This is a genomic window from Dyadobacter sp. CY261, from assembly GCF_021440085.1.
Classification (GTDB): Bacteria; Bacteroidota; Bacteroidia; order Cytophagales; family Spirosomataceae; genus Dyadobacter.
Map to the genome: position 1 here is coordinate 64,307 of NZ_JAKCPW010000008.1, position 25,284 is coordinate 89,590.

Genomic DNA, 25,284 nt, shown 5'->3' on the forward strand with positions numbered 1-25,284 from the left:
TCACTCCATTCATGCGCTCTAAACTGACTATTCTACTGCTGGCCGTGGCATTCAATGCCGCCGCCCAGTACCAGACCCGATTTGAAAAAAGCGGCGGTACACAAACTCCTACCTATGAGGAGGGCATTGCGTACTACCGGCAGCTCGCCAAAGGCTTCCCCCAAGTACAAATGCAGGAAAAGGGCCTGACCGACAGCGGTCGGCCGTTGCATTTGGTGGTGTATTCAAGGAACAAGGTCTTTGATATTAAAAAACTGAAAGCAGAGGGTAAAGCCATTCTCTTTATTAATAATGCGATCCACCCCGGTGAACCCGACGGCGTCGATGCTTCGATGCTCCTGCTGCGTGATATGCTTGTTAACCCCGAAAAGTTTCCGGAATTGGACAGCGTTGTGGTCGCCATTATTCCTTTCTATAATATCGGCGGCACATTGAACCGCAACAGCACGACACGCACTAACCAGAATGGCCCGGAAGAATATGGCTTCCGCGGAAATGCCCGGAACTATGATCTGAACCGCGATTTCATCAAATCAGACACACGCAATGCCCGTAGCTTTGCCGCCGTTTTTCACCAACTGGATCCCGATCTTTTTGCCGATACCCACGTGAGCAATGGTGCCGATTACCAGTATGTGATGACGCTCGATTACGCCCAGAAAGATAAGCTCGGTGGACCGTTAGGCGATTTTAATCACAAAGTCTTCCTGCCTTACATGCATAAGCATCTGAAAGAGGCAGGATTTGAAGCTACTCCCTATGTGAATGCATGGGGACAGACTCCTGATAAAGGTTTTGTACAATTCCCTGACTGGCCCCGATATTCAACGGGCTACGCGGCTTTGTTTCATACTATTGGAGTAATGACCGAAACACACATGCTGAAACCTTACGATCAGCGTGTCAAAGCTACGTATGCTTATTTACAGGGTAATATCAAGTTCCTCGCCGCACATCGCAACGCTTTGTTGAAACTACGCCAGGACACAAAAGAGGCCGTAAAAACCCAGGAAAAATTTGCGGTTAGCTGGCAGGTCGATCAATCAAAACACTCGACAATTGCATTCAAGGGCTATGAACCGGAATATATTACCAGCGAGGTAAGCAGGCAAAAAAGACTACATTACGACCGTTCCAAACCATTTACCAAGGACATTCCTTTTTACGACACCTATGTGCCGGTCGACGAGGTAACGCGGCCGGAGGCTTACATTATACCGCAAGGCTGGCATAATATCATCGAATTGCTGCGATTGAACGGCGTTCAGATGACAGCGCTGGAAAAGGATTCGGAAATGAATGTCGAGACCTATTATATCGAAGAGCTTGAAACGCCTAAAATGCCGTTCGAAGGGCATTACTGGCATACTTCCGTCAAGTTAAGGACAGAAAAACAAAAGCTTACTTTCAAAAAGGGTGATTGGTATATCCCCGTCAATCAGTGGACGAACAGGTACATTATAGAAACGCTCGAACCTAAGGCGGTGGATTCGTTTTTCAAATGGAATTTCTTTGACACAATCCTGCAAGCCAAAGAGCATTACTCCGGCTATGTCTTTGAAGACCTTGCTGCGGATTTGATAAAAAAATCTCCCGAATTGAAAGCACAGCTGGAAGGAAAACAAAAGGCCGACCCGGAATTCGCTAAAAACGGCGGTGCCCAGCTGGATTTTATTTACCAGCATTCGGATTACGCGGAAAAGGAATACATGCGCTATCCCGTTTTCCGCGTAATGAAATGATCAGAAACGGAAACCGAGGTTGAAATTAAATTCACCCGTGATATCGATGCCGCCGGAGCGGTAAGTCGATGAACCAAGCGTCTCGCGGTCGAAATAACGTGGGCCGATACCGGCATTCAGACCGATCTGGAAGTGATGCGTGATCTGAAAATTGACGAAGTTGTTGACGATCATACCCATGCGGAAACGATTGCGTTCTTCGTCGCGGTTGGTGTAAACGCCCGTCGAAGGATTGTAATCCGTATAGTTATTCCAGCGTCTGCCTATCCCGGCAAAAATGGTGGGTCCGATGGCATAGGTGACCCGTTTCTGACCAAATGGATATACTTTCAATGTTGGCGAGAAGTAATACATCTGGTCATCGTCGGAGCTATTGTTGCCCGTAGAGAAGTAGTAGCTGTCGGGGATTGTTAATGTAAACGGCAGGAGCAACCCGAAATAGCCATTTTTGTCCAGGATCCTTTCATAGCTGATCCCAAAACCAGGCCCGCTGTCCAGCGCTTTAAAAGGGGAAAAGTCGATCTTGTTCTTGCCCGGGGCCTCGTCCTGTACCACCGGCTGGCCCTGACCGCGGAACCGTTCGTTACTTCGTTCAGCACGTTTGTCAAACCAGATTGTCTGACCGTTCCCGAACTCGATCCGCAACAATTCATTCTTTCTAACAACGAAATTGGCGGCATTTGCTTCCTGGCTGATCTTGTACAAAACCTTGTCGATCCCGACCTCAATAACCTTTCCTTCGATTGTAGAACCGTTTTTCCGAACCAGGACATCTTGTGCATGAACGGTTACAAGGAACAAAGAAAATAAGAACGTGAGAGTAAGAATTCTGCCCATAATGTAGTTGTGTTGATGACTAATGACCAAATTTAGACGATTACTGACTACTTTTGTAAAGTATATCCACTGAACGTTTAAAAATATAGTTCTGTTATACTCCTGGCCACAAAGGCCGATACATTATTCAGGCTGCAATTTGAACTGTGGAATTGAACTGGCAGCCATTAAAAAGACCAAATGACATTTCAGGATTTAAAAATCATAGAGCCCATTAAAAATGCTCTCCAAGAAGAAGGATACACCACTCCCACCCCCATTCAGGCCAAAGCCATTCCCATCATTCTAGAAAATAAAGATCTGCTGGGTTGTGCGCAAACGGGCACCGGAAAAACCGCTGCTTTTGCCATTCCGATGCTGCAATTGCTGCACGAAAATCCGGTTGGGAAGTTTGAAAAAAGCCATATCCGCGCATTGATCCTTACGCCTACCCGCGAACTTGCCATCCAGATCGGTGAGAGCTTCGCGGCATATGGGCGTCATACGCGCGTGAAACATAGCGTGATTTTTGGTGGTGTAGGTCAAAAACCGCAAACCGATGCATTGCATAAGGGTATTGATGTACTCATAGCGACGCCGGGCCGCTTGCTTGACTTGATCAATCAAGGGTTTATTAAATTGAACCAGCTCGAATTTTTCGTGCTCGACGAAGCCGATCGAATGCTTGACATGGGCTTTGTGCATGATGTCAAAAAAGTGATCAAGCTGCTGCCTAGCAAGCGTCAGTCGCTGTTTTTCTCGGCTACCATGCCGCCTGCGATTGTGACGTTGGCAAGTACCATTTTAAGAAACCCTGCGAGAGTGGAAGTTACCCCCGTTTCTTCTACGGCCGATACTATTCGCCAATCAGTGTTTTTTGTAGATAAAACCGATAAAAATTCGCTACTCCTGCATATTCTCAAGGACGAATCTATTGCGACCGCATTGGTTTTCACCCGCACCAAGCATGGCGCAGATAAAGTGGTGAAGGTGCTGCGGAAGGCAGGCGTAACGTCGGAAGCCATCCATGGAAACAAGTCTCAATCTGCCCGGCAGAATGCGTTGAAAAACTTCAAAGCACAAACGACACGGGTTCTCGTTGCCACGGATATCGCAGCCCGCGGTATTGATGTGGACGATCTTACCCATGTGATCAACTACGAAATCCCGAATATCCCGGAAACTTACGTACACCGGATCGGACGTACGGGGCGCGCCGGTGCGAAAGGCATTGCATTGTCGTTCTGCGACCATGAGGAGAAGACCTATCTGCGCGATATTCACAAGCTCATTGCCAAAAACATTCCGGTGGTCAACGACCATCCCTATGCATTAGGCCGATAGTAAGCTATGGCTGTCAGGAAAAATTATCTGGACATTGATCTTCCTCGGGCGCTGGCGTTATGCCAAGCGCCCGACGCCGTTTTGGTGGATGTGCGGGAGAACTGGGAGTTTGAAGAGTTCAATGAAGGAGGGATCAACATCCCACTTGCTGAGATCAGGGAAAAACGCTCATTGGTGGGTCAGTACCAAACAATTGTCGTGATCTGCACCAACGGCGTTCGCAGCAAAGTAGCCGCAATGGATTATTGCCGCGTCTCCGAATGGGCCGACAAGCAGATTTTCCATGTAAAAGGAGGGATTATTGAATCAGAATAAGGGATTACCAAAATCCGCATAAAAGAAAGCCTTGCAAATCGCTGTGATCTGTAAGGCTTCTTTGTTTATATTTTGAACCAATTTATACTTTCAATGTACCTTCGAAAACGCGTACGGCAGGGCCTATCAGGTAAATATCTTTGAACTGTCCTTCACCGTTTTCCTGATATTCAACAGCCAACGTGCCGCCGATCGTTTCCACAGTTACCGGACCTTCCCAGCCTTCACGGATGTTCGCAGATAATGCACAGGCCGTCACGCCCGTTCCGCAGGAAAAAGTTTCATCCTCCACCCCACGCTCGTATGTGCGTACGCTCAGGTGATTGTCTTCGATTACTTCTACAAAATTCACATTCGTGCCGCCTTTTGGGCCATACACTGAGCCATAACGGATCTCGCTGCCGATATTTACCACGTCCGTTTCATGGATATCGTCCACGTAGGTCACATAATGTGGCGAGCCGGTATTCATGAAATCGTAGTCTTCATATTGCTCCACACCGGTCACATTCGACATTTTCAATCGGATCGTGTCACCCAGTACTGTTGCTTCGTGTTCACCATCAACAGCGATAAACTTGGTACTGTCGTTAAACAACCCCAGGTCATTCGCAAAACGAACCACGCAACGGCCACCATTGCCGCACATGCTGCCTTCGCCGCCGTCGGCGTTGAAATAAACCATGCGAAAATCGTAGCCTTCGGCGTTTTGGAGCAAAATAAGACCATCGGCTCCCACGCCGAAGCGCCGGTGGCAGATCGAAGCGATCAGTTCTTTTGAAACCGGGAATTGCAAGTTGCGATCGTCAACCATCACGAAATCATTGCCTGTACCCTGATATTTATAAAATGAAATGCTCATATCTCAATTATCTCTAATCCATTCAAGATTCTAATTAAAAAAAATCTAGTCTCGCCAGTTTAAACTGACGGCAAGGGATTTCTTTTAAAAAACAAAACCCCGCAAGAAAAATTCGCTTGCAGGGTTTTAAAAATTTGTGCCGAAGATCTTTGGGGATTACTTCGTTGGTTTAAGCTCTTTGATACGAGCGGCTTTGCCCTGACGGCCACGCAAGAAGAACAAACGTGAACGACGCACCTTACCACGACGAATCAATTCAATTTTCGCGATGCTGGGTGAAAGGATTGGGAAAACACGTTCAACACCGATACCGTTTGAAATTTTACGTACTGTAAATGTTTCGCCAGCTCCGCTGATGTTACGACGCTGCATAACAGTACCCTGGAATTGCTGGATACGCTCTTTGTTACCTTCACGAATTTTCACGTGAACATTGATCGTGTCGCCTGATTTAAATTCAGGATACTCGGATTTACGATTTTCAATCGTAGCTTCTACGAGTTTAATAAGTTCGCTCATGACGAGTGATTTTATGGATTTAAAATGATAGCTTGCTCCCAGCGGACGGGGTGACGCCCCTTCATTCAAAACAGCTTTTGAGAAAACGAGTGCAAACCTAGCACTAAATGTCCGTAAGTCAAAGCATTTCGCGTCATTATCATGAAGATTTTCAATGTAGAACAGATCCGGGCGATGGATGCCTACACCATCGGGCACGAGCCTATTGCATCCATTGACCTGATGGAACGGGCTTCCCAGGCATTTGTGCGCTGGTTTTGTAATCAATATGTAAACACCCGGCCGATCGCCGTCTTCTGTGGAAAAGGAAATAATGGGGGCGACGGTCTCGCTATCGCACGCATTCTGAGCGGCTGCGGCTATGATGTGCAGGTCTTTATAGTCGAATATTCAATGAATGCCTCCGACGATTTCCGACTGAACCTGTCGCGGCTCGGCAATCACCTCACACCTCGCCCCATTCATTCCGAAAGCGACTTGCCACAGTTAAGCAAGCAAGTAGTCTGCATTGATGCATTGCTAGGCTCCGGCCTTTCGCGCCCGGTGGACGGTTTGTTGGGTTTAGCGATTAAATATCTCAATAATCTGTCCTGCAAACTGGTGTCCGTCGACATTGCCAGTGGCCTTTACACCGACCGGCCGAATAGCGATTCGGACACTATTATCAAGCCCAGGTACACCGTCACGTTCCAATTACCCAAACTGGCTTTTCTACTCCCGCAAAACGCGGAATATGTAGGAGAATGGCACGTCGTCGATATCGGCCTGAACGCAGATTATATTACTAATACAAGTACACCATTTCATTTCACGGACAAATTTGAGGCCGAAAAGCGCATCAAACCCCGGCAAAAATTCTCGCATAAAGGCACATTCGGTCATGCGGTCCTCATCGCTGGAAGTTTCGGTAAAATAGGCGCCGCGGTACTTTCCGGCAAAGCGTGCCTCCGCTCGGGTGTGGGCTTGCTCACCATGCACGTGCCTGCCTGCGGCTATGAGATCATGCAAATCTCCATTCCGGAAGCGATGACGACCGTCGATGAAGCTGAAAAGTACATTAGCAAAGTGCCGGACCTGAGTTCCGCCACAGCCATAGGCATCGGCCCGGGCCTCGGCCAGGATAATGCCACTGTAAAAGCTTTGGAAAAAGTGCTGGAACAAGCGAAGGTTCCACTGATCATCGATGCGGACGCATTGAATATCCTTTCCACCAATCGCCAACTCCTATACAAGCTGCCTGAAAACACGATTCTCACGCCACATCCAAAAGAATTTCAAAGGCTCGCCGGCGAAAGCAGCAATGAATATGAGCGACTGGAAAAAGCGCGTGCATTTGCCGCAAGATACAAGGTGATTATTTGCTTAAAAGGAGCCAATACAGCCGTCGTGCTCCCGAATGGCGAAGTGCATTTTAACTCAACCGGCAACCCCGGAATGGCCACCGGCGGCACCGGCGACGTCCTCACCGGCATCATCACCAGCCTGCTAGCCCAAAAATACACCCCGGCAGATGCCGCTATCCTGGGCGTTTATCAACACGGCCTCGCCGGCGACCGTGCAGCCGGGGCCCGTGGACAAACTGCGCTAATCGCGTCGGATGTGGTGGAGCACCTGGGTTGGTAACTTTACCGCTCATCTTGACTTGATTCAAGACATCGACCAAAATCAGTTTTTCTTTTTGGAATTGGGCAAAATGACTTCACTCTACACTTTCTAACTCAGCAACTGATACACCGCGAATGCCGAACCGTAGGCCAGCGCCATCATGTAAGCGAGCTGGATCAGCGGCCATTTCCAGCCGTGGGTTTCGCGGTAGACTACGGCGATCGTACTCATGCACATCATGGCGAAAACGTAGAACATCAACAAGGAATAGCAAACGGCAGATGAGAACATGGCCGTGCCCGTTTCCGGGTTCTTTTCCTGGGTAAGGCGTTGCTTTACGGTTAGCACGTCTTCGGTATCTCCGCTGATGCTGTAAATCGTTGCCATGGTTCCTACGAATACTTCACGCGCGGCGAATGATGCGAGCAATGCAATGCCGATCTTCCAATCGTAACCCAAAGGCTTGATCACCGGCTCGATGAAACGGCCAAACTGGCCTGCATAGGAGCTTTCGAGCCGCGCCGAAGCCACGGCGGCATCTATTTGCTCCTGCGGGGCGGTGGTCATGGTAGCTACTACCTGCTGCTCGGCTACATTCATGCTTTCACCCGGGCCGTAGGATGCCAGCACCCAGAGGATAATCGAAATAGCCATAATGACTTTTCCCGCTTCAAGGACGAACGACTTTACGCTTTCATACATCGAAAACCCTACGTGCCCCCAGCGCGGGAGTTTGTAAGATGGCATTTCGAGCATGAAATAGCTCGGTTCTTTTCTTGGAATAAACAGCGATAATAGCCATGCCGAGCCCAATGCACCCAGCAAACCCAGCAGGTACAATCCAAATAGGACGATTCCCTGCATGTTGAATAGGCCTAATACCTTCGTTTCGGGGACGACCAGCGCGATAAGAATGGTGTAAATCGGCAGACGGGCAGAACAGCTCATTAAAGGCGTTACCAAAATAGTGAGTAGTCGCTCGTAACGGCTGCTGATGCTACGCGTCGTCATAATGGCAGGAACCGCGCAAGCTACGCCGGAAATGAGAGGCACCACGCTACGGCCATTCAACCCAAAGCGGCGCATAAGTTTGTCCATGATTACCATCACGCGCGCCATGTAGCCGGATTCTTCCAACACTGCCACCAATGCAAACAGGATGGCGATTTGCGGGATGAAGATGATAATACCGCCGATCCCGGCCATGATTCCGTCGGTAAGTAAGTCGTTGAGAACGCCGGGAGGTAATGCACCTTTCACCCATTCAATGGCGCCGGCAGTGCCGACGTCGATCATGTCCATCGGATAGGATGCCCAGGCAAAAATGGCCTGGAAGACGATTAAAAGCACAATCGCGAATGTGACGTAACCCCAAACCCGGTGAAGCAAAATGCTGTCGAGCTTGCGCGTCCAGTAGGGCTGTTCAATAACGCCCTCGGATTTGACGGCTTTCGATACAATCGGTTTTATTTTCTCATATCGCGCGACGGTTTCGTTCGCGAGGAAGTTATTTTCATCAAAACCATACTTCTCGATCAACGCATCCAGCCGGGCCCTGACGGGTTGTTCGAGGAAAGAGAAATTGTCGTGCTGACAAACGTATTGCAATGCAACATAGTCATTATCAAGATGGTGAATTGCCTTCACTTCATTGATTAGGCCGATCTCATTGCCCTTTGGTTCATAGAAATATTGAAGCACCGGTTTTTCCGTCCGTTCCACCGTTTGCTTGACAGCTTCTTTCAATCCCTTAATCCCCTCTCCCGTTCGTGCATTGATGCGAACCACGGGCACATGGAGCTGCATGGCTAGCTGCACCGCATTAACGGTCAGGTTCATGCTGCCGGCCACATCCAGCATATTTAATGCCAGTACGGATGGAATGCCCAAATCGCTGATTTCAGTAAACAGGAGCAGGTTTCTTTGCAAATTGGAAGCATCCGCCACGATCACGACCACATCAGGAAAATCGGGATGTTTAGGGTTCGCGAGGATATCCATTACCACCGTTTCATCCTTCGATTTGGGGTAAATACTGTACGTACCCGGCAAATCCACCAATGTCACATGCGCTTCATCGTGCCCATTGACCCCTGCAATACGAAATGTCCCTGATTTTTTCTCGACCGTCACGCCCGGGAAGTTCCCTGTTTTCTGACGCAGACCGGTGAGTGCATTAAATAATGTAGACTTGCCGGCATTCGGGTTACCTACCAGCGCAACTTTTATATTTCCCTGTTTCAATGGAGAGACTGTATGCGGAACGCATTGGTTACTCTAATTCAATCACCGCGGCTTCGTTCAAACGCAACGACAAGCTGTAATGGCCACCAACGTTGATGCAGATCGGGTCACCGAAAGGCGCTATCGCATCCAGCCGCACTTCGCAGCCCGGCAAACAGCCCATTTCAAGCAGTTTGAGCGACATTGCACGATCTGAAAATGATTTGATTATGCCTTTTTCACCCTTTTTAAGGTGCGAAACGGTACGAGCCGACATACGTTCCTTATTTAGATTCATTTTATTTAAAGTACAAATAAAGCACTATCAGACCGGTAAATCAAACTTTACTTTCCTTAATGTGCCTACCGTTCACCAAATCATTCAAAAACATGATCGTTTTATTATTTCCCTCCGGCTTTGTGTCGTACTTTTGCAGCGCGAAACGAAGTCCCCGGCATGGGAAAGTAACGCTGGTTACAATCAACAAGTAAATTGAAAGCTGAACGCCATTTGCCGACAGCCGACACCATATCGCCTTGAACGAGATTAAGACCCTGATTTGGAAAGAAGTAACGCTTGAATGGCGCCAGAAATACGCCCTAAGCGGAATGCTGCTTTACGTGGTCAGTACGGTGTTTGTTTGTTATCTCAGCTTCAATCTCCGCAGGAACCAATTGACGCCCATCGTCTGGAACACGTTATTCTGGATTATCCTACTTTTCACGGCGGTGAATGCCATAGCCAAAAGCTTTTCACAGGAACGCCACGGGCGACTACTCTATTATTACAGCCTTTGCAGCCCGCAGGCCATTATCATTTCCAAAATCATCTATAACTCGCTGGTAATGGCGGTATTGTCGGTTTTAGGGTTCGCGATTTATGCATTTGTAATGGGTAACCCGATACAGGATAATGGCCTATTCTCGATCTGCATCCTGCTCGCTTCCACCGGTTTCGCTTCTGTTCTTACGCTCATAGCCGGCATTGCGTCCAAAGCGGACAACAGCGCCACGCTCATGGCCGTGCTCAGTTTCCCTATTATCCTGCCAATGCTCCTGATGACGATCCGTCTGGCCAAAAATGCCATGGACGGTCTCGACTGGTCGGTCAGCACGGATGAAATCACCACACTATTATCGATCGATCTGATAGTAATTACGCTCAGCTACCTGCTTTTTCCTTATTTATGGAGAAGCTGAAAAAAACAGCAGGTTACGGGGCTCAACTTTAAAGTTTTAGTATAAATGAGAAAGATCTGGTGGAAAATCCTCTGTGTCGTGATCATCTTCTACGTGATCATCATGGGATTTATCGGTCCCGTTCCACGCCTTGCCATTATCAATGAAAGTATCCGCAATACCTACTTCCACGTGGCATTGTGGCTTGCGATGACTACGTTGTTGTTTCTATCGATGATATTCTCCATTCGTTATCTGATGAAGGGAAATATCAAAGATGACGACATCGGAAGCGAACTAGCCAAATCGGCTATTTTCTTTGGAATTCTGGGCTGCCTTACCGGCTCTGTTTGGGCCAATTACACCTGGGGCGATCCCTGGCCGAACGACCCAAAACTGAACGGCGCGGCTGTTGGTATCCTCATTTACCTGGCCTATTTGCTGCTCAGAAGTTCTTTCGAAGACGAGCAGCGCCGCGCTCGGATTTCTTCGGTTTACAATATTTTTGCATTCGCAGTTTTTATACCCATCATTTACATTCTGCCCCGCCTGACGGATTCGTTACACCCCGGCAGCGGCGGCAACAGCACATTCGGTTCTTACGATTTCGACAACAACATCCGCCGCGTTTTTTACCCGGCCGTGATCGGCTATATTCTGCTGGGATTGTGGATTGCCGAGTTAAGGATCAGGATCAAACAGATCAACCGGGTACGCGAAGAAGCATTGATCGAATCCGGCAGGCTCTAAGCATTTCGGTCCGATTAGGCTTTTTACAAACGTTTCAAAGTAAAATTTCGTTAAGGTTTAGTCAACTTATATATACAATGAAAAGAATTTCCCACATCCTCCTGACTTTGCTAGCCCTTTGCGGCAACGCGTTCGCGCAGGCAGGTGATACTTCCGTTGAAATGGCCGACAAACTTCGCGCCGACGGTAAAATCTGGGTCGTGGTGGCGGTTGTAGCCGTTATTTTCGCAGGACTCGCGGTGAACCTTTTCCGCATCGATTCCAAACTGAAAAAGATTGAAAAAGACCTCAATATCAAGTAAGCCCCTATGAAAAAGATACAGATATTCGGATTAGTGATCATCGCGGTAGCAATTGGTATTATCGTTTCAACCGCTGGCGACGCTAGTACTTATGTGGATTTCACCAAAGCCAAAGAAATGGCACAGGATGGTGATAATGAGAGCATTCACGTGGTTGGCAAACTCAAAAAAGACGCTACCGGCCAGATTCTTGAAATGGAGTACCGGCCTGAAATAGACCCTAACCTGTTCGTCTTCACATTGATCGACAACAACAATGTGGAACAGAAAGTAATCTATAAAAACACCAAACCGCAGGATTTTGACAAATCCGAGCAAGTCGTAGTGGTGGGCAAAATGCGTGACGGCTCTTTCTCCGCCGAAAAGATCCTGATGAAATGCCCATCGAAATACGAGAACGGTAAAATGGAAACCACAGAACATACTGCCAAACAATCATGATTCACAGTACGATCGGAAATGCAGGGCACCTGCTGGTTATAGTCGCGTTCGTAACAGCTATCCTGGCAACATTCGCTTATTTCAAAGCAGGTATCGGAGCGAGTAGCCTCGAAGACACGCAGAGCTGGAAAAAATTTGCACGTATGGTTTTCTGGGCGCATTTGGCAGCCGTGATGGGAGTGGTGTTCTCGCTCTACTGGATCATCGGTAACCATTATTTTGAATACCATTATGCCTGGAAGAACTCGTCGCTTTCCCTGCCGACGGGCTACACCATTTCCAGCTTCTGGCAAGACCAGGAAGGAAGTTTTCTGCTCTGGATTTTCTGGAACGTCCTGCTCGGTGCCACGCTGATCTTCACCAATCGTTCCTGGGAGGCACCTGTAATGACCGTTTTCGCATTGGTTCAGGCATTCCTTACCTCCATGATCCTCGGCGTTGTAATCCCCGGCCTTGATCTTAAAATCGGTTCGACCCCTTTTCTTTTGTTAAAAGAGGTGATGCCTGATCTGCCGGTGTATAAAATGGACCCGAACTTCATCCCCAAAGACGGCAATGGCCTCAACCCGCTTTTGCAGAACTACTGGATGGTAATCCACCCCCCTACCCTGTTCCTTGGCTTTGCGAGCACGCTTATCCCGTTCTCGTTCGCGATTGCAGGTCTTTGGAGTAAAAAAATCCAGGAGTGGATCCGTCCCGCATTGCCTTGGGCGTTGTTCTCGGCATTGGTTTTAGGAGTTGGTATTCTAATGGGCGCCTATTGGGCTTACGAAACACTGAACTTCGGTAGCTACTGGAACTGGGATCCCGTTGAAAACTCGTCCATCGTACCCTGGCTGGTGCTCGTGGCCGCCATACACGTGATGATTATCGGGAGAAGGAATGCAACTGCATTGAAAACGTCGTTCATCCTCACCATCGCCACATTCATCTTGATTCTTTACTCGACATTCATGACTCGTAGCGGCGTGTTGGGTAATGCATCCGTGCACTCGTTCACCGACCTTGGTTTGTCGGGCCAGTTGCTGATTTACCTCTTCACATTCATGATCGTGTCGATTGGCCTGCTGGTTTACCGCTGGAAAATGCTGCCTAGCGACGAAGAAGAAGTTTCGACTTACTCTCAGGAATTCTGGATTTTTATCGGTGCGACATTACTTTGCCTTTCCGGCTTCCAAATTATCGCTACCACCTCCATCCCGGTTTACAACAAGATTGCCGAGGCATTCGGTACGATCCTGAACATGGCATTGCCCGCCGATCAGGTAGCGCATTACAACAAGTTCCAGCTTTGGTTCTTTGCATTAATCATCGTTTTGACCGGTATTGGCCAGTACTTCTGGTGGAAAAAAACCGGCAAAGGCAGGTTGCAGGCATTGTATAACCCGCTGCTGTTAGCATTGCTGATCAGCGCGGCGGTTATCACCTTCAAGCAGGTGCGCGATATTCAATACATTGTGCTGCTGACGACTGCGATCTTTGCGATTGTATCGAATGGCAATATACTCCTGAACATTATCCGTGGTAATTATAACCTTTCGGGCGGGGCGATCACGCACATTGGCGTAGCGCTGATGCTGATCGGTATTTTATTCTCATCGGCTTACACCAAGGTCGTTTCCATCAACAACTCCGGCTTGATGATCTCCCGCAGCGAGGAGTTTACGGCCAACGACAATAAAGAAAATAAAGAGAACATTACCCTTTGGCTCAACAAGCCGGAGAAAATGGGCGACTATATGCTCACCTGGCGCGATGTACGCGTGGAGCCACGCCACATACCAGGTTACATTCCAAAGAGCTGGGTCGATATTGTAGAAGGAGATTTTCATGCCGTTGCCTTGCGTGACATCGAGGTGAACGGCCAGAAGTACAACAAAAAAGGCGATACACTCGAAATATTCCCTGAAAACTTCTATTACGAAATCGAATACCGCGAGCCGTCGGGCAAGATATTCACATTGTTTCCACGTGTGCAGATCAACCCGCGCATGGGTGGTATCGTATCGTCGCCGGATATTCAACGCAAGGTCGATAAGGATTTATACACCTATGTTTCGATGGTAACCAATCCAACCGCCGAACCGGTATGGAGCCAGACAGAGAATTTCACTGTTAACCTGCGTGATACATTCTTTGTAAACGACTACGTGGCCATTCTCGACAATGTAGTCCGGACGGAAGATGTGGAAGGCATTAAACTCGGCCCCGGAGATGCAGCCGTGAAGGCGATTATTCGTGTGCTGGACAAAGACAAGGAATTCGTCGTAACACCATCCTTCGTCATCCGCGACCGTATGGTGGCACGCAAGCCTGAAACAAGTAATGAGCTGGGAATGCGCCTTCAATTCCAGGAAATCAATCCGCAGACAGGCCAGTTTACATTCGGTGTAAACACAACGCAACGCGACTTTATCGTCATGAAAGCGACCGAGAAGCCATTGATCAACATTCTTTGGCTTGGTACATTCGTCCTGGTGATCGGCTTTGTAATGGCGACTGTCCGTCGTTTTAAGGATTTCGTTAAAATGCGAAATAGGGAAGCTGCGCAGGCAGAACCTCATGCCAAAGTAAAGCCCAAGGTACAAACCGCCTGATAAGCAACTCATTCGAAATACATTACAAGGAAGTCCGGCTGCTCATTAGCCGGACTTCTTTTTGTTAATACCAGAAAATAAGTAAACCAGCCTCTCACTAAAGGTTTATTTGAGTTGCGTATATAGGCGGATAGTTTTGAGGGACTCAATCGACACCTCATTACATTATGGACAGGCCGCAACAAACCTCCCGGCGCGAATTTCTGCGCCAATCCGCCCTGCTTGCAGGCGCAACAATCATTTCAAGCCGCTCTCTTGGAAGTATTTATATTGGAAAACAGACCCGCGTAATCGTAATCGGCGCCGGGTTTGCCGGGCTGGCCGCGGCCTACGCGCTGAAACAAAAAAACGTGGAAGTGACCGTGCTCGAATCGCGGAACCGCATTGGCGGTCGGGTATTCTCCCACACCATCGACCCCAAAGAAAACCTGGTGGTAGAGCTCGGCGCAGAATGGGTCGGTAATTCACACGAGCGTGTGCGCACATTGTGTGATCAGTTCAAGATTCCGTTGCTGAACAACCAGTTCGACACCCATCTCATTTACCAAAATCAATACACCAAAGCCAATGCCTGGGATTTCTCGGATAACTGGAAACCTAAAATGAAGGCACTGCTGGAAGGCTACAAAACACTGGACGAAAAGCAGAAACTTGAACTCGATCGCATCGACTGGTGGCGCTACCTGGTAAACAATGGCTGTGAGGGCAAAGACCTCATTTTCCGCGAACTTCTCGACAGCACCGATTTCGGCGAAAGCATCCGTCACGTTTCGGCGCTCATTGCATTATCAACATTCGCGGAAAGTAGTGAGAAGAACGAAATGGACCTGAAAATGCAGGGTGGTAATACGCAACTGGCTAAGAGGTTTGCCGAAGAAATCGGCGACCACAACATTCTGACCGGGCATGTCGTGAAACGCATTGAGCAGAAAGACTCTGTGAAAGTAACCTGCGAGAACGGAAAGACATTCGAAGCCGACAAACTTATCTGCGCTATTCCGACATTCGCTATAAAGAACATTCAATGGGAACCGGGATTACCTGCCGAGAAAATCCAGGCGATCAACGAGCTCCAATATGCCCGCATCAATAAGAATGCTGTTTTGTTTAAAAAACGTTTCTGGAAAGACGAAAGCTTCGACCTCATCACCGACCAGACGCCGCATTACTTTTACCACGCCACCAAAAACCAGCCGTCGCAAAAAGGCGTACTGATCTCTTATACCATAGGCGAAAAAGCAGAACTTATTGCCAACCAGAACGACGAATGGCGAAAAAATATGCTTCACCAAACGCTCAACCCCTATTTTCCGGGAAGCAAAAAGCTTATCGAATCACAAGCGAATTACTATTGGGGAACTGATAAAATTTCGCAGGGCGCATATGCGATGTATGGCCTTAACCAGTGGCACACTACACGCCCTGCATTGCAAAAAGCATTTCTGCACACTTCCTTCGCCGGTGAGCACCTCGCCGACTGGCAGGGGTTTATGGAAGGCGCGGTCATCACCGGCGAAATGGCTGCGGCTGAGATTATAGCCGTTTAAAACCGCAAACCGAGCCGTGTAAAGAAGAATGCGCCATTGTTACCCATTTGCACCGGGTCCCACGCTCCGCCCGACTCAGTTAATGCCGGGAGGGACATATCCGGGTACACATTCAGGATGTTGCTGCCGCCGATGGACAATGAGACATTTTTGGTGAATTTGTAATTCAAAGTCAGGTCCGTCTGAATTTTTGGACTGTATGTATCGAGCATATAGTCCCAGTTGGCCAGCTTGATCTCACCAAAACGGATGAAACGTAGCATCGCGCTGAACTTGCTCACGGAATAATCGAAAGTAAGGTTGATCTTCGAAGGCGGGGCCGAAGCCAGCACGAAGCGTCGTTCGCGCTCGTCGAAATAAATATCTTCTTTACCGGCCAGTTTAGGCACAGTATTTACCGGGCCCAGTTCCATCCAGTTGAAGTTGGCGGCCAGAGTGGTGCTCAATCGGCCTACGCTCAGTGGCATATTGTGTGCAATGATCACGTCAAGGCCTTTGGTAGTGGTGTATTCCAAAGCATTGGTGAAAAATTGCGCCTTCCCTACCCGCAGTTCTTTTAACAGCGCACCAATGTCTTCGTCATCGTCGCTGAATTGACCAGTCAAAACCACACGGTCTTTCACTTTTACATAATAACCATCCACTGTCACCGAAATTCCGGAGGTCGGCGTGAATGTAATACCCAGGCTCGCATTCCGGGAAGTTTCCTGTTTCAATTGCGGGATTCCCAGTGCCCGTGTAACAGCGCTGTTGTTGTTAGCGAGGAGCACTTCCACGGGTTGCCCGTTCACGAAATTGGTAAATGTCGAATTAAAATACTTCTGGGCCAGAGACGGCGCGCGAAAACCAGTGCTTACCGACCCGCGCAATGCCAGGGCGTCGGTTATTTTGTAACGCATCCCGAGCTTGCCATTCACCGTACTTCCGAAATCACTGTAATGCTCGAAACGGCCTGCCAAGTCGATCAGGAATTGCTTGGTAACATCGGCTTCGAGATCTACGTAGGCACCCACATTGGAACGGCTTCGGTTGGTAACGTCGGCCGGGCTATAACCGGGAAAACCTTGTGAGCCGCCAGGAAACTCGGAATTGTAGTTGTAATAAGATGCCCGTTCCCCCGCAAAAATCTTGTAGCGCTCTGTACGGAATTCGCCACCGAATGCGACGTTCAGCCCCTGCATGACAGTCTTGTAGTAACGGCTCACATTCAGATTCGTCACGTTTTGTCCCAACTGAAAACCTCCGGCGTCAAACTTTGTTTGTGATAACTCTCCAAATGACGTATTCAGTGAATTCTCAACGCCGAAATGGAATTTGTTGAAGCCATACGTATTGCTCAGATCAACGTCCCAGGATTTCCATACCCCACGGATACCTGCCGCGACGGACCGGTCCTTAATCTTACTGGTTATGAGGGGATCGAAGCCATTGGGATAAATGGACGGGATATTGCGGTCGTCGTCCGCGAAGCGCGTCCAGGCATAGGCGTCGCCGTGGCGTTCGTTAAAGCCGCCAAAGCTGTAAACCTGGAAATTGTTGCCGATCGGGATTTTCGCATTGTAGTAAACGGCAGCATTCCGTATTTCCGGATCGCCATACTGACGACGTGCGAGGTCCGACAGGCTGTCTACGGTATTCGCGCGGTTGGTATGATTTCGGGAGTTATAGTCGGCCGTCACGTTGAGGAAGCCTTTCTTGGCAATCTTCCAGCCATAATTCAGATTGACATTGTAATTCAATCCGTCAAAACTTTTATCATCAAAACGGTATTTCGCTTTGAACACCCCCGCATTGGCATTCACCAACAACTGATCGGTTGATTCTTTCAAAACGATATTGATCACACCGGCAATAGCATCCGAGCCGTATTGGGCCGCTGCACCATCGCGCAGGATTTCGATACGCTCAATCGCCGCCGCCGGGATCGCATTCAAATCGGTACCCGTATTGCCCCTGCCCCTCGATCCGAAAAGATTGACCAGGGACGATTGATGTCGTCGCTTCCCATTAATCAACACCAATGTCTGGTCGGGCCCGAGGCCGCGAAGTGAGGCCGGATCGACGTGATCGGCCCCATCAGAACCCGTCTGGCGGTTAGAGTTGAACGATGGGGCTGCGAATTGCAACAACTGGTTAACATCAAGCTGACCCTGCTTGGTGGTCACCTCACGAATGTCGATCACATCCACGGGTGCGGGTGTGTCGGTTGAAGAGCGGTTCAGGTTGCGGGAACCCACCACTGTGACCTGGCTCAGAACCGTCGCATCAGACAATGCGAAATCCAAATTCGCGCCGCCATTCATGTCGCGCTCGATCTTATTGTAGCCTACGTAAGTCACTACAAGCGTGGCATTGCTGTAACCTACCGTAAGGCTGTACATCCCGTTCCCGTCCGTGACGGTACCATTGTTTGTTCCTTTTTCCAAAACGGAGGCGCCTATCAGCGGCTCGCCCTTTTCATCCGATACTTTCCCGGTTACTTTGACGCTTTGAGCATAACAATAACAGGAGAAGAACAGTAAAAGTAATGTTGAGTATAACGGTTTCATAAGAGTGTAATGAGGTGTAACATTTGTCAAATATGCAATATTCAATAATCATGCACCTAGTTTTCGGAATAAAATTTTACATATATTCATTTTCACAGAATTTATTTAAACCATCGGTTACAATCATTCGAAATGTAACATTTCCGGGCAAAGCTTTTTTAAAACTTCCTGCGTTTCAAGCAGCTTGATATGTATCTTTGCCGATGTAGTGTATTTTTCTTACTCTCTTTTCTTATGGTATCCGAACTGATCAAATCGGCATTGGGCCGCTTGCGTATCATTGCCTTTCTGGAAGGTGTCTCCTATCTTGTACTGCTCGGCATTGCAATGCCCCTCAAATACTTTGCCGGACTTCCCCAGGCCGTTCGCGTTGTAGGCATGGCCCACGGCATTTTATTTGTCCTTTTCGTCATCCTGTTAGTTCAGGTCGCAACCGAGAAAAGCTGGTCATTTAAAAAATCGGCCCTATCGTTCGTTTCTTCGCTGTTACCGTTCGGGACATTTTATGCAGATTCCCGCTGGTTCAGAAACTGAGTATCCCCGAACCTTTTATATTCCTAAACACCCCTTAAAATCAAGTGCTACGTAACTTTATCCTAACCCCTTTCATTTTCTGTTTCATCATTTTCCAAAGTCTTGCCCAGAAACCGAACGAAAAATACCAGTACCACATCCATTCTGCCGCTTCACCGGTCAGAATCGATGGCGAAGCGGACGACCAGGCCTGGTCTTTAGCCGAAACTGCCAAAGACTTTTTCATGATCACGCCCATGGATACGAGTTTTTCCAGGGCGCTGACCGATGTGAAAATGTGCTATGACAAGCATAATCTGTATATTCTCGTGGTCAACTATAAGCCTATCAAAGGCTCGCTGATCGTCGAATCACTCAAAAGGGATTTTGCATTTGGCAAGAATGACAACTTCCTGCTTTTCATGGACACTTTTGATGACAAGACCAACGGTTTTTCATTCGGTGCCAATGCGGCGGGAGCTCCGTGGGACGGCCAGCAGGGCGATGGTGGGACTGTCGACCTGAGCTGGGACAATAAGTGGGTCAGCGCCGTCAAAAACGAGGACGACAAATGGGTTTGGGAAGCGGCCATTCCTTTTAAAAGCATCCGTTATAAACCCGGTATTACGCGTTGGGGAATCAATTTCAGCCGTCAGGACCTTACTATTTCCGAGAAATCGGCCTGGGCGCCTGTGCCTCGGCAGTTTCCATCCGCTTCGCTCGCATATACCGGTGTGCTCGTGTGGGACACGCCACCGCCTAACCCCGGGCCAAACATTTCGGTGATCCCTTATGCGGCAATGCGCATGACAAAAGATCACCAGAACGACACTCCTACCAAGTACAAACCGACCATAGGTGGTGACGTAAAGATCGGCCTTACGCCTTCTCTCAACCTTGATTTGACTGTGAACCCGGATTTCTCACAGGTGGATGTGGACGTGCAGCAGACCAACCTCGATCGTTTCGAGCTCTTCTTTCCCGAACGTCGGCAGTTTTTTCTCGAAAACGCCGATCTTTTCGCCAACTTCGGGTACGCTACCATTCGGCCTTTTTTCTCGCGGCGCATTGGTTTGGGCGTTCCGATCCAGTTCGGCGCGCGGATGAGCGGCAAGATCAACAAGAACTGGCGGATAGGCGCACTGGACGTACAGACGGGCTCCAACGACAGCATCACCCCGCATAATAACTACGCCGTTTTTGCATTGCAGCGACAACTGCTGGCGCGTTCGAACGTGCGTTTTATATTCGTAAACAAGGATGCGACCAACTACACACTGGAACGGCATTCGGCTACGAACCGCTATAACCGGAACATTGGTGCGGAATTTAACCTAGCGAGCGCGAAAAACCTGTGGACAGGTAAGGTAATGTTCCTGAAATCATTCACGCCCGGAAAATCCTCCGATGATTGGACCCACGCAGCGGATTTGAAATTCAACAAGGCCAACTTTTTCTGGCAATGGCAGCATGAATATGTGGGCAAAAACTACAATGCGGAAGTCGGGTATGTGCCGAATGCGGTGCGAATGGGCTATTACAAGATCAGCCCGAACATCGGCTACCTGTTTTTTATAAAAAATCCTGAAATCATCAGCCACGGACCAAAACTGGTCAGTAATATTTACTGGGATAAGAAGTTCGATCTCAGCGACCGGGAGTTCATTTTGTCCTATAACCTCAACTTTATCAACCGGGCCACTGTGGCGGTTTGGGGTTCCAGTAACTATGTTCGCCTGCTACGCCCGTTCGACCCGACCAACCTTGGCGGTTCCACACTGGCAACCGGCACCGAACATAACTGGAAGGCTGTCGGTTTCGACATTGTTTCCGGCCCGCAAAACCGCCTTACCTACCTGGCGTCGGGGATTCTGGGTGGTTATTACCAAAACGGAAAGCGTAACAACCTCAGGGCCGAGCTGGGTTACCGTGTGCAGCCTTACGTGGCCATTACCATGGCCGGCAATTACAACGACATCCGCCTGCCCGAACCCTGGAAACGCACGCAACTCTGGCTCGTAGGACCCCGTGTGGATTTTACATTCACCAACAGCCTGTTTTTCACGACATTCATGCAGTACAACAACCAGGCTGACAATATCAATCTGAATGCCCGCCTGCAATGGCGCTACAAGCCCGCTTCCGATCTTTTTATCGTGTACACAGACAATTATCTGCCTGAGAACTTCAAGGTGAAAAGCCGTGCGATCGTGTTGAAATTCACCTACTGGTGGAATCTTTAATAAAACACTTCGATATTTTTCTTTTTGAGCTGGCTCAACTGGTCGCTGTATTTACGCTCGGCATCCGCTCCCAGGAAGGGATTGCCGCGTAAATGCAGCTTGTCGAGCTTGCGGATTTGCAGCAACTGAACCGGGAAATCGGGGAAGTTGTTGGCCGACAGGTCGAGCTCTTGCAGGTTTGTAAATGCGACAAGCTCTGTTGGGAATGTGGTAAGCCAGTTAAAACCCAGGTCCACAATGCGGAGTTCTTTCATGCGCTTCATTCGCTCGGGCAGCTTGCTCAAATGGTTATGATGCGCGTAAAGCGTATGCACGCGTTTCATTCTATCGATGCGGGCCGGTAATGCGTTAATCTGGTTATGGGAAACTGCAAAATGCGTCAGCCGTTTCAGTTTTGTGATCGATTTGGGAAGGATTTCAAGTTTATTATAATACAGATCCAGCACTTCCAGCCTGCGCATTTTGCGGATTCCGCTGGGTAGCACGGCTACGTCGCCCTTGTAAAGATTGAGGTCTTTCACAGATTTCAATTTCCTGAAACTGGCATTATTTAATCCTGTTAACCGGTTATTGCCCAGCCACAACATTTCAAGCTTTTTGCAATTCCTCGCGGCAGGCGGAATGTCCCTGACGACGTTCATTTGCAGGTTGAGCAATCGCAATGACTTGTTTTTACTGATGGCAATGCGATTTTCCGACACAATATTCCGGCTCAGGTCCAGGTTCCGCAATTTGAGCAGGCGCGACATATCGAGGTTCACATTTTCGATATCGTTGTCGTTCAGTAACAATTCTTCGAGATTAGGAAAGCGGTAGACCACTTCTGGAATGGCAGTCAGCAAGCTCTGGCTGAGCGCCAGCGTCTTTACTTTCAAAGTATCTTTTGTTGCCAATGCCTCGGCCATTCCATGCACGACACTATCCTTTCTGGCCTGCGGTTCTTTGGGTGCTCGGGGCTGAAAACCGACGAACGCTACGATGGTCGCCTTCGAACCAGCCGTCCTGCGAGAAATAATGCCGGTGAGGTAGGGCGTAATTTTTGAGCTGATAATGGCTGCCAGCGAGTCGGCATTATCCGGTCCTTGTTGCGGATTGCCATTCACGACCCGGAAACGCTGGGTAAGGATCTCAAAAACCAGATAATCTATTTTTCCCTCCGCATTCAAACGGAGTGTATTCCAGATGGTGACGTCTTTCAGCTTATCCTTGTCGAGCATCTGCTCGTACATGTCCTGAAACGCCTTCTGGATACTAAAAGGGGTGTCGAATTGAGCACCTTCGGGGTTTTTGTACTCCTGATCCAGTTTAAGTGCGAGCCCTTTCGCGGCAACACCCTTACGGCTCAGGACCACAGGCTGTGCTGCCAGTCCGAAACCGGTGACGAATAGTAAGGTAGCGAGGAATATTTTCATGACAGGCAGAATTAAGTGAACACACAAACATAACTAAAAAGCTAGTTATATTATTATACTTACTTATATATTTTCTACCTTAACTAAAAAATTCGTTCAGCGGTGAATGAGTGAATGGATTTGTGTTACTTGCTTCTTTCGATCGTGTATTGAACCAAATGTTCCAGCGAACGGCGATGAGGGGAATCTGCGAATTCATTTAGCAGCGCGAGTGCTTCCTTTACATACCGCTCCATTACTTCCTGTGCGTAACGCAAGCCTCCCGACTCCTTCACGAATGCAATCACTTCACTCACTTTGTTGGGTTTATGGCTCTCGTTGCGGATGATATTGATGATGCGCCGTTTTTCAAGCCAGGGTGCATGATTGAGGGCGTAGATGAGCGGAAGTGTCATTTTCTTCTCCTTGATATCGATACCGAGCGGCTTACCGATTTCGTCTTCGCCGTAATCAAAAAGGTCGTCCTTGATCTGGAACGCCATTCCAACTTTCTCGCCGAATGCATGCATTTTGTCGACGACTTCCTGTACCGCGCCAACAGAACTAGCTCCGGCAGCGCAGCAAGAGGCGATCAACGATGCGGTTTTCTGGCGGATGATTTCGTAGTAAACTTCTTCATTGATGTCCAGCCTGCGGGCTTTCTCAATTTGTAGTAATTCTCCTTCACTTAGCTCGCGGACAGCCGTCGAGATGATCTTCAGCATTTTGAATTCCTGATGATCGACCGAAAGCAGCAACCCGCGTGAGAGCAGATAGTCGCCTACCAGCACGGCAATTTTATTCTTCCACAATGCATTCACCGAGAAAAAGCCACGGCGGTAGTTGGAATCGTCCACCACGTCGTCGTGCACGAGCGTAGCTGTATGCAGGAGCTCGATCATTGCACCGCCACGGTGGGTAGATTCTGAGATATCACCACAAACCCCGGCCGAAAGGAACACGAACATCGGGCGCAACTGCTTGCCTTTTCGCCTCACGATGTAGTTCATGATCTGATCCAAAAGCATTACGTCGCTTTTCATGAACTGGCGAAACTTGTGCTCGAAAGCTTTCATTTCATCCGCAATAGGAGCCTGGATTTCCTTTATTGAAAGGGTCATATTATGATGCGGGGGACCGTTGCCCCTTACTGATATTAAAAGGACGCGGACAGGGGCATTTATTCATCCGATAGCTTCGTTTAACCCTCTGAACTCTGATCTTCAAATTTGGAATAAAATCTTCTGTTTATATCAATTTTAAACCGAAAATGTTTAGAATTGAAAAAAGGCGCTGGTGCTGAAAACATCCTCCATACAGGTAACGGCCCGCCGAAGTCCAGACTAAAACACGTAAACCGGTCGATATGAAAGCACTTGTCCTCGGCGGAGGATCTATGAAAGGAGCGTTTCAGGTAGGAGTGATCCAGGCAGTACTCGAAAATGGCTTCGAGCCTGACATGGTGTATGGAATTTCAGTTGGCGCATTAAATACCACATTTTTGGCCAATGAAACCGGCAAACATAAGGCTGAAAACCGAAAGATAGACTGGCCTCTGGCAGGCCGGAAGCTCCTCGAATTCTGGATCAAAAACATTACCCAACCCCAGGACATTTCCACGCTGCGCTCACGCGTAATGCTGGGAATGAATACGTTGATGAGCCGGTTCGACGGCATTGTAGATCCGTCGCCACTCCATATGCTTATCCGCAAGCATCTCAACGACGATTACCTGCGCAACACGCCTATCCAGGCAAAAGCCGGCGCCGTCAATATCGAAACCGGGGAAATGAAATATGTTTCCACCAAAGACCCGCATTATGTCGACTTTGTGTATGCCAGCTCATCGATCCCGATGCTGATGCCAGCGATAGAAATCGATAACCAGCTTTATCTCGATGGCGGCCTACGCGAAGTGGCACCCATCCGGGAAGCCATTGACGACGGGGCGACCGAAATTGTATTGATAGGCTGCCATTCTCCCCTGCTTTACCAGCCAGAGGGCATTAATGCCCGAAACCTGATTACATTGATCGAACGCGTGCGGGATATTACGGTGAACCAGATCGTCAACAACAATATTCAATGGGCAGAGTCCTATGTCGACCGTTCGAACCTTAGAGGCAAGCCTATGAAGCTCACGGTGATCAGACCCTCTGCACCGCTGTTCCTTGACTTGCAGCATTTCAATTCAGAAGACATTTCCAGATTGATCATCGAGGGCTACCGTACCGGAGTGGAATCGATTTTGAGAGCAGATAAAGCCGGCGACTCCACCCTGGTGGACACGGCAGTACGGGACCCGGCGGTCCGCGACCCGGCAGTACCAGGCCAAACAGCTTAATC

Annotated in this window: 21 protein-coding genes; 13 read left to right on the forward strand and 8 right to left on the reverse strand. The window is 48.8% G+C overall.

What is annotated here, in order from left to right; genetic code table 11:
* Positions 1-11: 11 nt before the first annotated feature.
* Complete coding sequence (locus LZD49_RS21705; RefSeq protein ID WP_234669774.1) at positions 12-1,742, forward strand: M14 family metallopeptidase; 1,731 nt, start codon at positions 12-14, stop codon at positions 1,740-1,742.
* Here LZD49_RS21705 and LZD49_RS21710 read toward each other — a convergent pair whose 3' ends face one another.
* Positions 1,743-2,579 (reverse strand): hypothetical protein, encoded by an 837-nt coding sequence (locus LZD49_RS21710; protein ID WP_234669775.1) that lies wholly within the window; start codon positions 2,577-2,579, stop codon positions 1,743-1,745. It lies immediately after the preceding gene.
* Between the two features lie 180 nt (positions 2,580-2,759).
* Between LZD49_RS21710 and LZD49_RS21715 the strand changes: the two genes are divergently transcribed.
* Both LZD49_RS21715 and LZD49_RS21720 read left to right on the forward strand, forming a co-directional pair.
* Positions 2,760-3,902, forward strand: a complete 1,143-nt coding sequence (locus LZD49_RS21715; protein ID WP_310590497.1) for a DEAD/DEAH box helicase — start codon at positions 2,760-2,762, stop codon at positions 3,900-3,902.
* 6 nt (positions 3,903-3,908) lie between these two features.
* Positions 3,909-4,217 (forward strand): rhodanese-like domain-containing protein, encoded by a 309-nt coding sequence (locus LZD49_RS21720; protein WP_234669776.1) that lies wholly within the window; start codon positions 3,909-3,911, stop codon positions 4,215-4,217.
* Between the two features lie 82 nt (positions 4,218-4,299).
* Here the strand turns inward: LZD49_RS21720 and dapF are convergent, their stop codons facing one another.
* Both dapF and rplS read right to left on the reverse strand, forming a co-directional pair.
* Positions 4,300-5,079 carry a diaminopimelate epimerase gene (gene dapF / locus LZD49_RS21725; RefSeq protein ID WP_234669777.1) on the reverse strand — a complete coding sequence of 260 codons (780 nt, stop codon included), beginning with the start codon at positions 5,077-5,079 and terminating at the stop codon, positions 4,300-4,302.
* Positions 5,080-5,235: 156 nt separating this feature from the next.
* Positions 5,236-5,598, reverse strand: a complete 363-nt coding sequence (rplS, locus tag LZD49_RS21730) for a 50S ribosomal protein L19 (RefSeq protein ID WP_234669778.1) — start codon at positions 5,596-5,598, stop codon at positions 5,236-5,238.
* Between the two features lie 141 nt (positions 5,599-5,739).
* Between rplS and LZD49_RS21735 the strand changes: the two genes are divergently transcribed.
* Positions 5,740-7,221 (forward strand): NAD(P)H-hydrate dehydratase, encoded by a 1,482-nt coding sequence (locus LZD49_RS21735; protein WP_234669779.1) that lies wholly within the window; start codon positions 5,740-5,742, stop codon positions 7,219-7,221.
* Between the two features lie 90 nt (positions 7,222-7,311).
* On the opposite strand, the gene feoB is transcribed toward LZD49_RS21735, so the two are convergent.
* Positions 7,312-9,447 carry a ferrous iron transport protein B gene (feoB, locus tag LZD49_RS21740; RefSeq protein WP_234669780.1) on the reverse strand — a complete coding sequence of 712 codons (2,136 nt, stop codon included), beginning with the start codon at positions 9,445-9,447 and terminating at the stop codon, positions 7,312-7,314.
* A gap of 28 nt (positions 9,448-9,475) precedes the next feature.
* Positions 9,476-9,703 carry a FeoA family protein gene (locus LZD49_RS21745; protein ID WP_234670099.1) on the reverse strand — a complete coding sequence of 76 codons (228 nt, stop codon included), beginning with the start codon at positions 9,701-9,703 and terminating at the stop codon, positions 9,476-9,478.
* 260 nt (positions 9,704-9,963) lie between these two features.
* Between LZD49_RS21745 and LZD49_RS21750 the strand changes: the two genes are divergently transcribed.
* The 6 genes from LZD49_RS21750 to LZD49_RS21775 all read left to right on the forward strand — a co-directional run bounded on the left by LZD49_RS21750 (position 9,964) and on the right by LZD49_RS21775 (position 16,242).
* Complete coding sequence (locus LZD49_RS21750) at positions 9,964-10,626, forward strand: heme exporter protein CcmB (RefSeq protein ID WP_234669781.1); 663 nt, start codon at positions 9,964-9,966, stop codon at positions 10,624-10,626.
* Between the two features lie 45 nt (positions 10,627-10,671).
* Positions 10,672-11,355 (forward strand): cytochrome c biogenesis protein CcsA, encoded by a 684-nt coding sequence (ccsA, locus tag LZD49_RS21755; RefSeq protein ID WP_234669782.1) that lies wholly within the window; start codon positions 10,672-10,674, stop codon positions 11,353-11,355.
* A 77-nt stretch (positions 11,356-11,432) separates the two neighbouring features.
* The gene (locus LZD49_RS21760) at positions 11,433-11,657 is read left to right on the forward strand and encodes a CcmD family protein (RefSeq protein WP_234669783.1); all 225 of its coding nucleotides are present in this window, start codon (positions 11,433-11,435) and stop codon (positions 11,655-11,657) included.
* Between the two features lie 6 nt (positions 11,658-11,663).
* Positions 11,664-12,098, forward strand: a complete 435-nt coding sequence (locus tag LZD49_RS21765) for a cytochrome c maturation protein CcmE (RefSeq protein WP_234669784.1) — start codon at positions 11,664-11,666, stop codon at positions 12,096-12,098.
* Positions 12,095-14,695 (forward strand): cytochrome c biogenesis protein CcsA, encoded by a 2,601-nt coding sequence (gene ccsA, locus LZD49_RS21770; RefSeq protein WP_234669785.1) that lies wholly within the window; start codon positions 12,095-12,097, stop codon positions 14,693-14,695. Before LZD49_RS21765 ends, ccsA (LZD49_RS21770) begins: the two co-directional genes overlap by 4 nt.
* A 167-nt stretch (positions 14,696-14,862) precedes the next feature.
* Complete coding sequence (locus LZD49_RS21775; protein ID WP_234669786.1) at positions 14,863-16,242, forward strand: NAD(P)/FAD-dependent oxidoreductase; 1,380 nt, start codon at positions 14,863-14,865, stop codon at positions 16,240-16,242.
* Here the strand turns inward: LZD49_RS21775 and LZD49_RS21780 are convergent.
* Positions 16,239-18,791 carry a TonB-dependent receptor gene (locus tag LZD49_RS21780; protein ID WP_234669787.1) on the reverse strand — a complete coding sequence of 851 codons (2,553 nt, stop codon included), beginning with the start codon at positions 18,789-18,791 and terminating at the stop codon, positions 16,239-16,241. The two genes, LZD49_RS21775 and LZD49_RS21780, sit on opposite strands and share 4 nt — an antisense overlap.
* A gap of 234 nt (positions 18,792-19,025) precedes the next feature.
* Here LZD49_RS21780 and LZD49_RS21785 point away from each other — a divergent pair, with 234 nt between their 5' ends.
* Positions 19,026-19,325 carry a DUF3817 domain-containing protein gene (locus LZD49_RS21785; RefSeq protein WP_234669788.1) on the forward strand — a complete coding sequence of 100 codons (300 nt, stop codon included), beginning with the start codon at positions 19,026-19,028 and terminating at the stop codon, positions 19,323-19,325.
* A 44-nt stretch (positions 19,326-19,369) separates the two neighbouring features.
* Entirely contained in the window at positions 19,370-21,547 is a 2,178-nt protein-coding gene (locus tag LZD49_RS21790; RefSeq protein ID WP_234669789.1) for a DUF5916 domain-containing protein, read from the forward strand.
* Here the strand turns inward: LZD49_RS21790 and LZD49_RS21795 are convergent.
* Positions 21,544-22,959: a leucine-rich repeat domain-containing protein gene (locus LZD49_RS21795; protein ID WP_234669790.1), complete on the reverse strand. Its 1,416-nt coding sequence runs from the start codon at positions 22,957-22,959 to the stop codon at positions 21,544-21,546. The genes LZD49_RS21790 and LZD49_RS21795 overlap by 4 nt on opposite strands.
* A 125-nt stretch (positions 22,960-23,084) precedes the next feature.
* Complete coding sequence (locus tag LZD49_RS21800; RefSeq protein ID WP_234669791.1) at positions 23,085-24,059, reverse strand: polyprenyl synthetase family protein; 975 nt, start codon at positions 24,057-24,059, stop codon at positions 23,085-23,087.
* Positions 24,060-24,304: 245 nt separating this feature from the next.
* On the opposite strand from LZD49_RS21800, the gene LZD49_RS21805 reads away from it, so the two are divergent.
* Positions 24,305-25,282 carry a patatin-like phospholipase family protein gene (locus LZD49_RS21805; RefSeq protein WP_234669792.1) on the forward strand — a complete coding sequence of 326 codons (978 nt, stop codon included), beginning with the start codon at positions 24,305-24,307 and terminating at the stop codon, positions 25,280-25,282.
* The last annotated feature ends 2 nt before the right edge of the window (positions 25,283-25,284 follow it).

Bases quoted from the DNA above. Each gene is read 5' to 3' on its own strand.
- LZD49_RS21705 (WP_234669774.1), top strand. From the start codon at position 12: ATGCGCTCTAAACTGACTATTCTACTGCTGGCCGTGGCATTCAATGCC.
- LZD49_RS21710 (WP_234669775.1), bottom strand. From the start codon at position 2,579: ATGGGCAGAATTCTTACTCTCACGTTCTTATTTTCTTTGTTCCTTGTA.
- LZD49_RS21715 (WP_310590497.1), top strand. From the start codon at position 2,760: ATGACATTTCAGGATTTAAAAATCATAGAGCCCATTAAAAATGCTCTC.
- LZD49_RS21720 (WP_234669776.1), top strand. From the start codon at position 3,909: ATGGCTGTCAGGAAAAATTATCTGGACATTGATCTTCCTCGGGCGCTG.
- dapF (WP_234669777.1), bottom strand. From the start codon at position 5,079: ATGAGCATTTCATTTTATAAATATCAGGGTACAGGCAATGATTTCGTG.
- rplS (WP_234669778.1), bottom strand. From the start codon at position 5,598: ATGAGCGAACTTATTAAACTCGTAGAAGCTACGATTGAAAATCGTAAA.
- LZD49_RS21735 (WP_234669779.1), top strand. From the start codon at position 5,740: ATGAAGATTTTCAATGTAGAACAGATCCGGGCGATGGATGCCTACACC.
- LZD49_RS21745 (WP_234670099.1), bottom strand. From the start codon at position 9,703: ATGTCGGCTCGTACCGTTTCGCACCTTAAAAAGGGTGAAAAAGGCATA.
- ccsA (WP_234669782.1), top strand. From the start codon at position 10,672: ATGAGAAAGATCTGGTGGAAAATCCTCTGTGTCGTGATCATCTTCTAC.
- LZD49_RS21760 (WP_234669783.1), top strand. From the start codon at position 11,433: ATGAAAAGAATTTCCCACATCCTCCTGACTTTGCTAGCCCTTTGCGGC.
- LZD49_RS21765 (WP_234669784.1), top strand. From the start codon at position 11,664: ATGAAAAAGATACAGATATTCGGATTAGTGATCATCGCGGTAGCAATT.
- ccsA (WP_234669785.1), top strand. From the start codon at position 12,095: ATGATTCACAGTACGATCGGAAATGCAGGGCACCTGCTGGTTATAGTC.
- LZD49_RS21775 (WP_234669786.1), top strand. From the start codon at position 14,863: ATGGACAGGCCGCAACAAACCTCCCGGCGCGAATTTCTGCGCCAATCC.
- LZD49_RS21780 (WP_234669787.1), bottom strand. From the start codon at position 18,791: ATGAAACCGTTATACTCAACATTACTTTTACTGTTCTTCTCCTGTTAT.
- LZD49_RS21785 (WP_234669788.1), top strand. From the start codon at position 19,026: ATGGTATCCGAACTGATCAAATCGGCATTGGGCCGCTTGCGTATCATT.
- LZD49_RS21795 (WP_234669790.1), bottom strand. From the start codon at position 22,959: ATGAAAATATTCCTCGCTACCTTACTATTCGTCACCGGTTTCGGACTG.
- LZD49_RS21800 (WP_234669791.1), bottom strand. From the start codon at position 24,059: ATGACCCTTTCAATAAAGGAAATCCAGGCTCCTATTGCGGATGAAATG.
- LZD49_RS21805 (WP_234669792.1), top strand. From the start codon at position 24,305: ATGAAAGCACTTGTCCTCGGCGGAGGATCTATGAAAGGAGCGTTTCAG.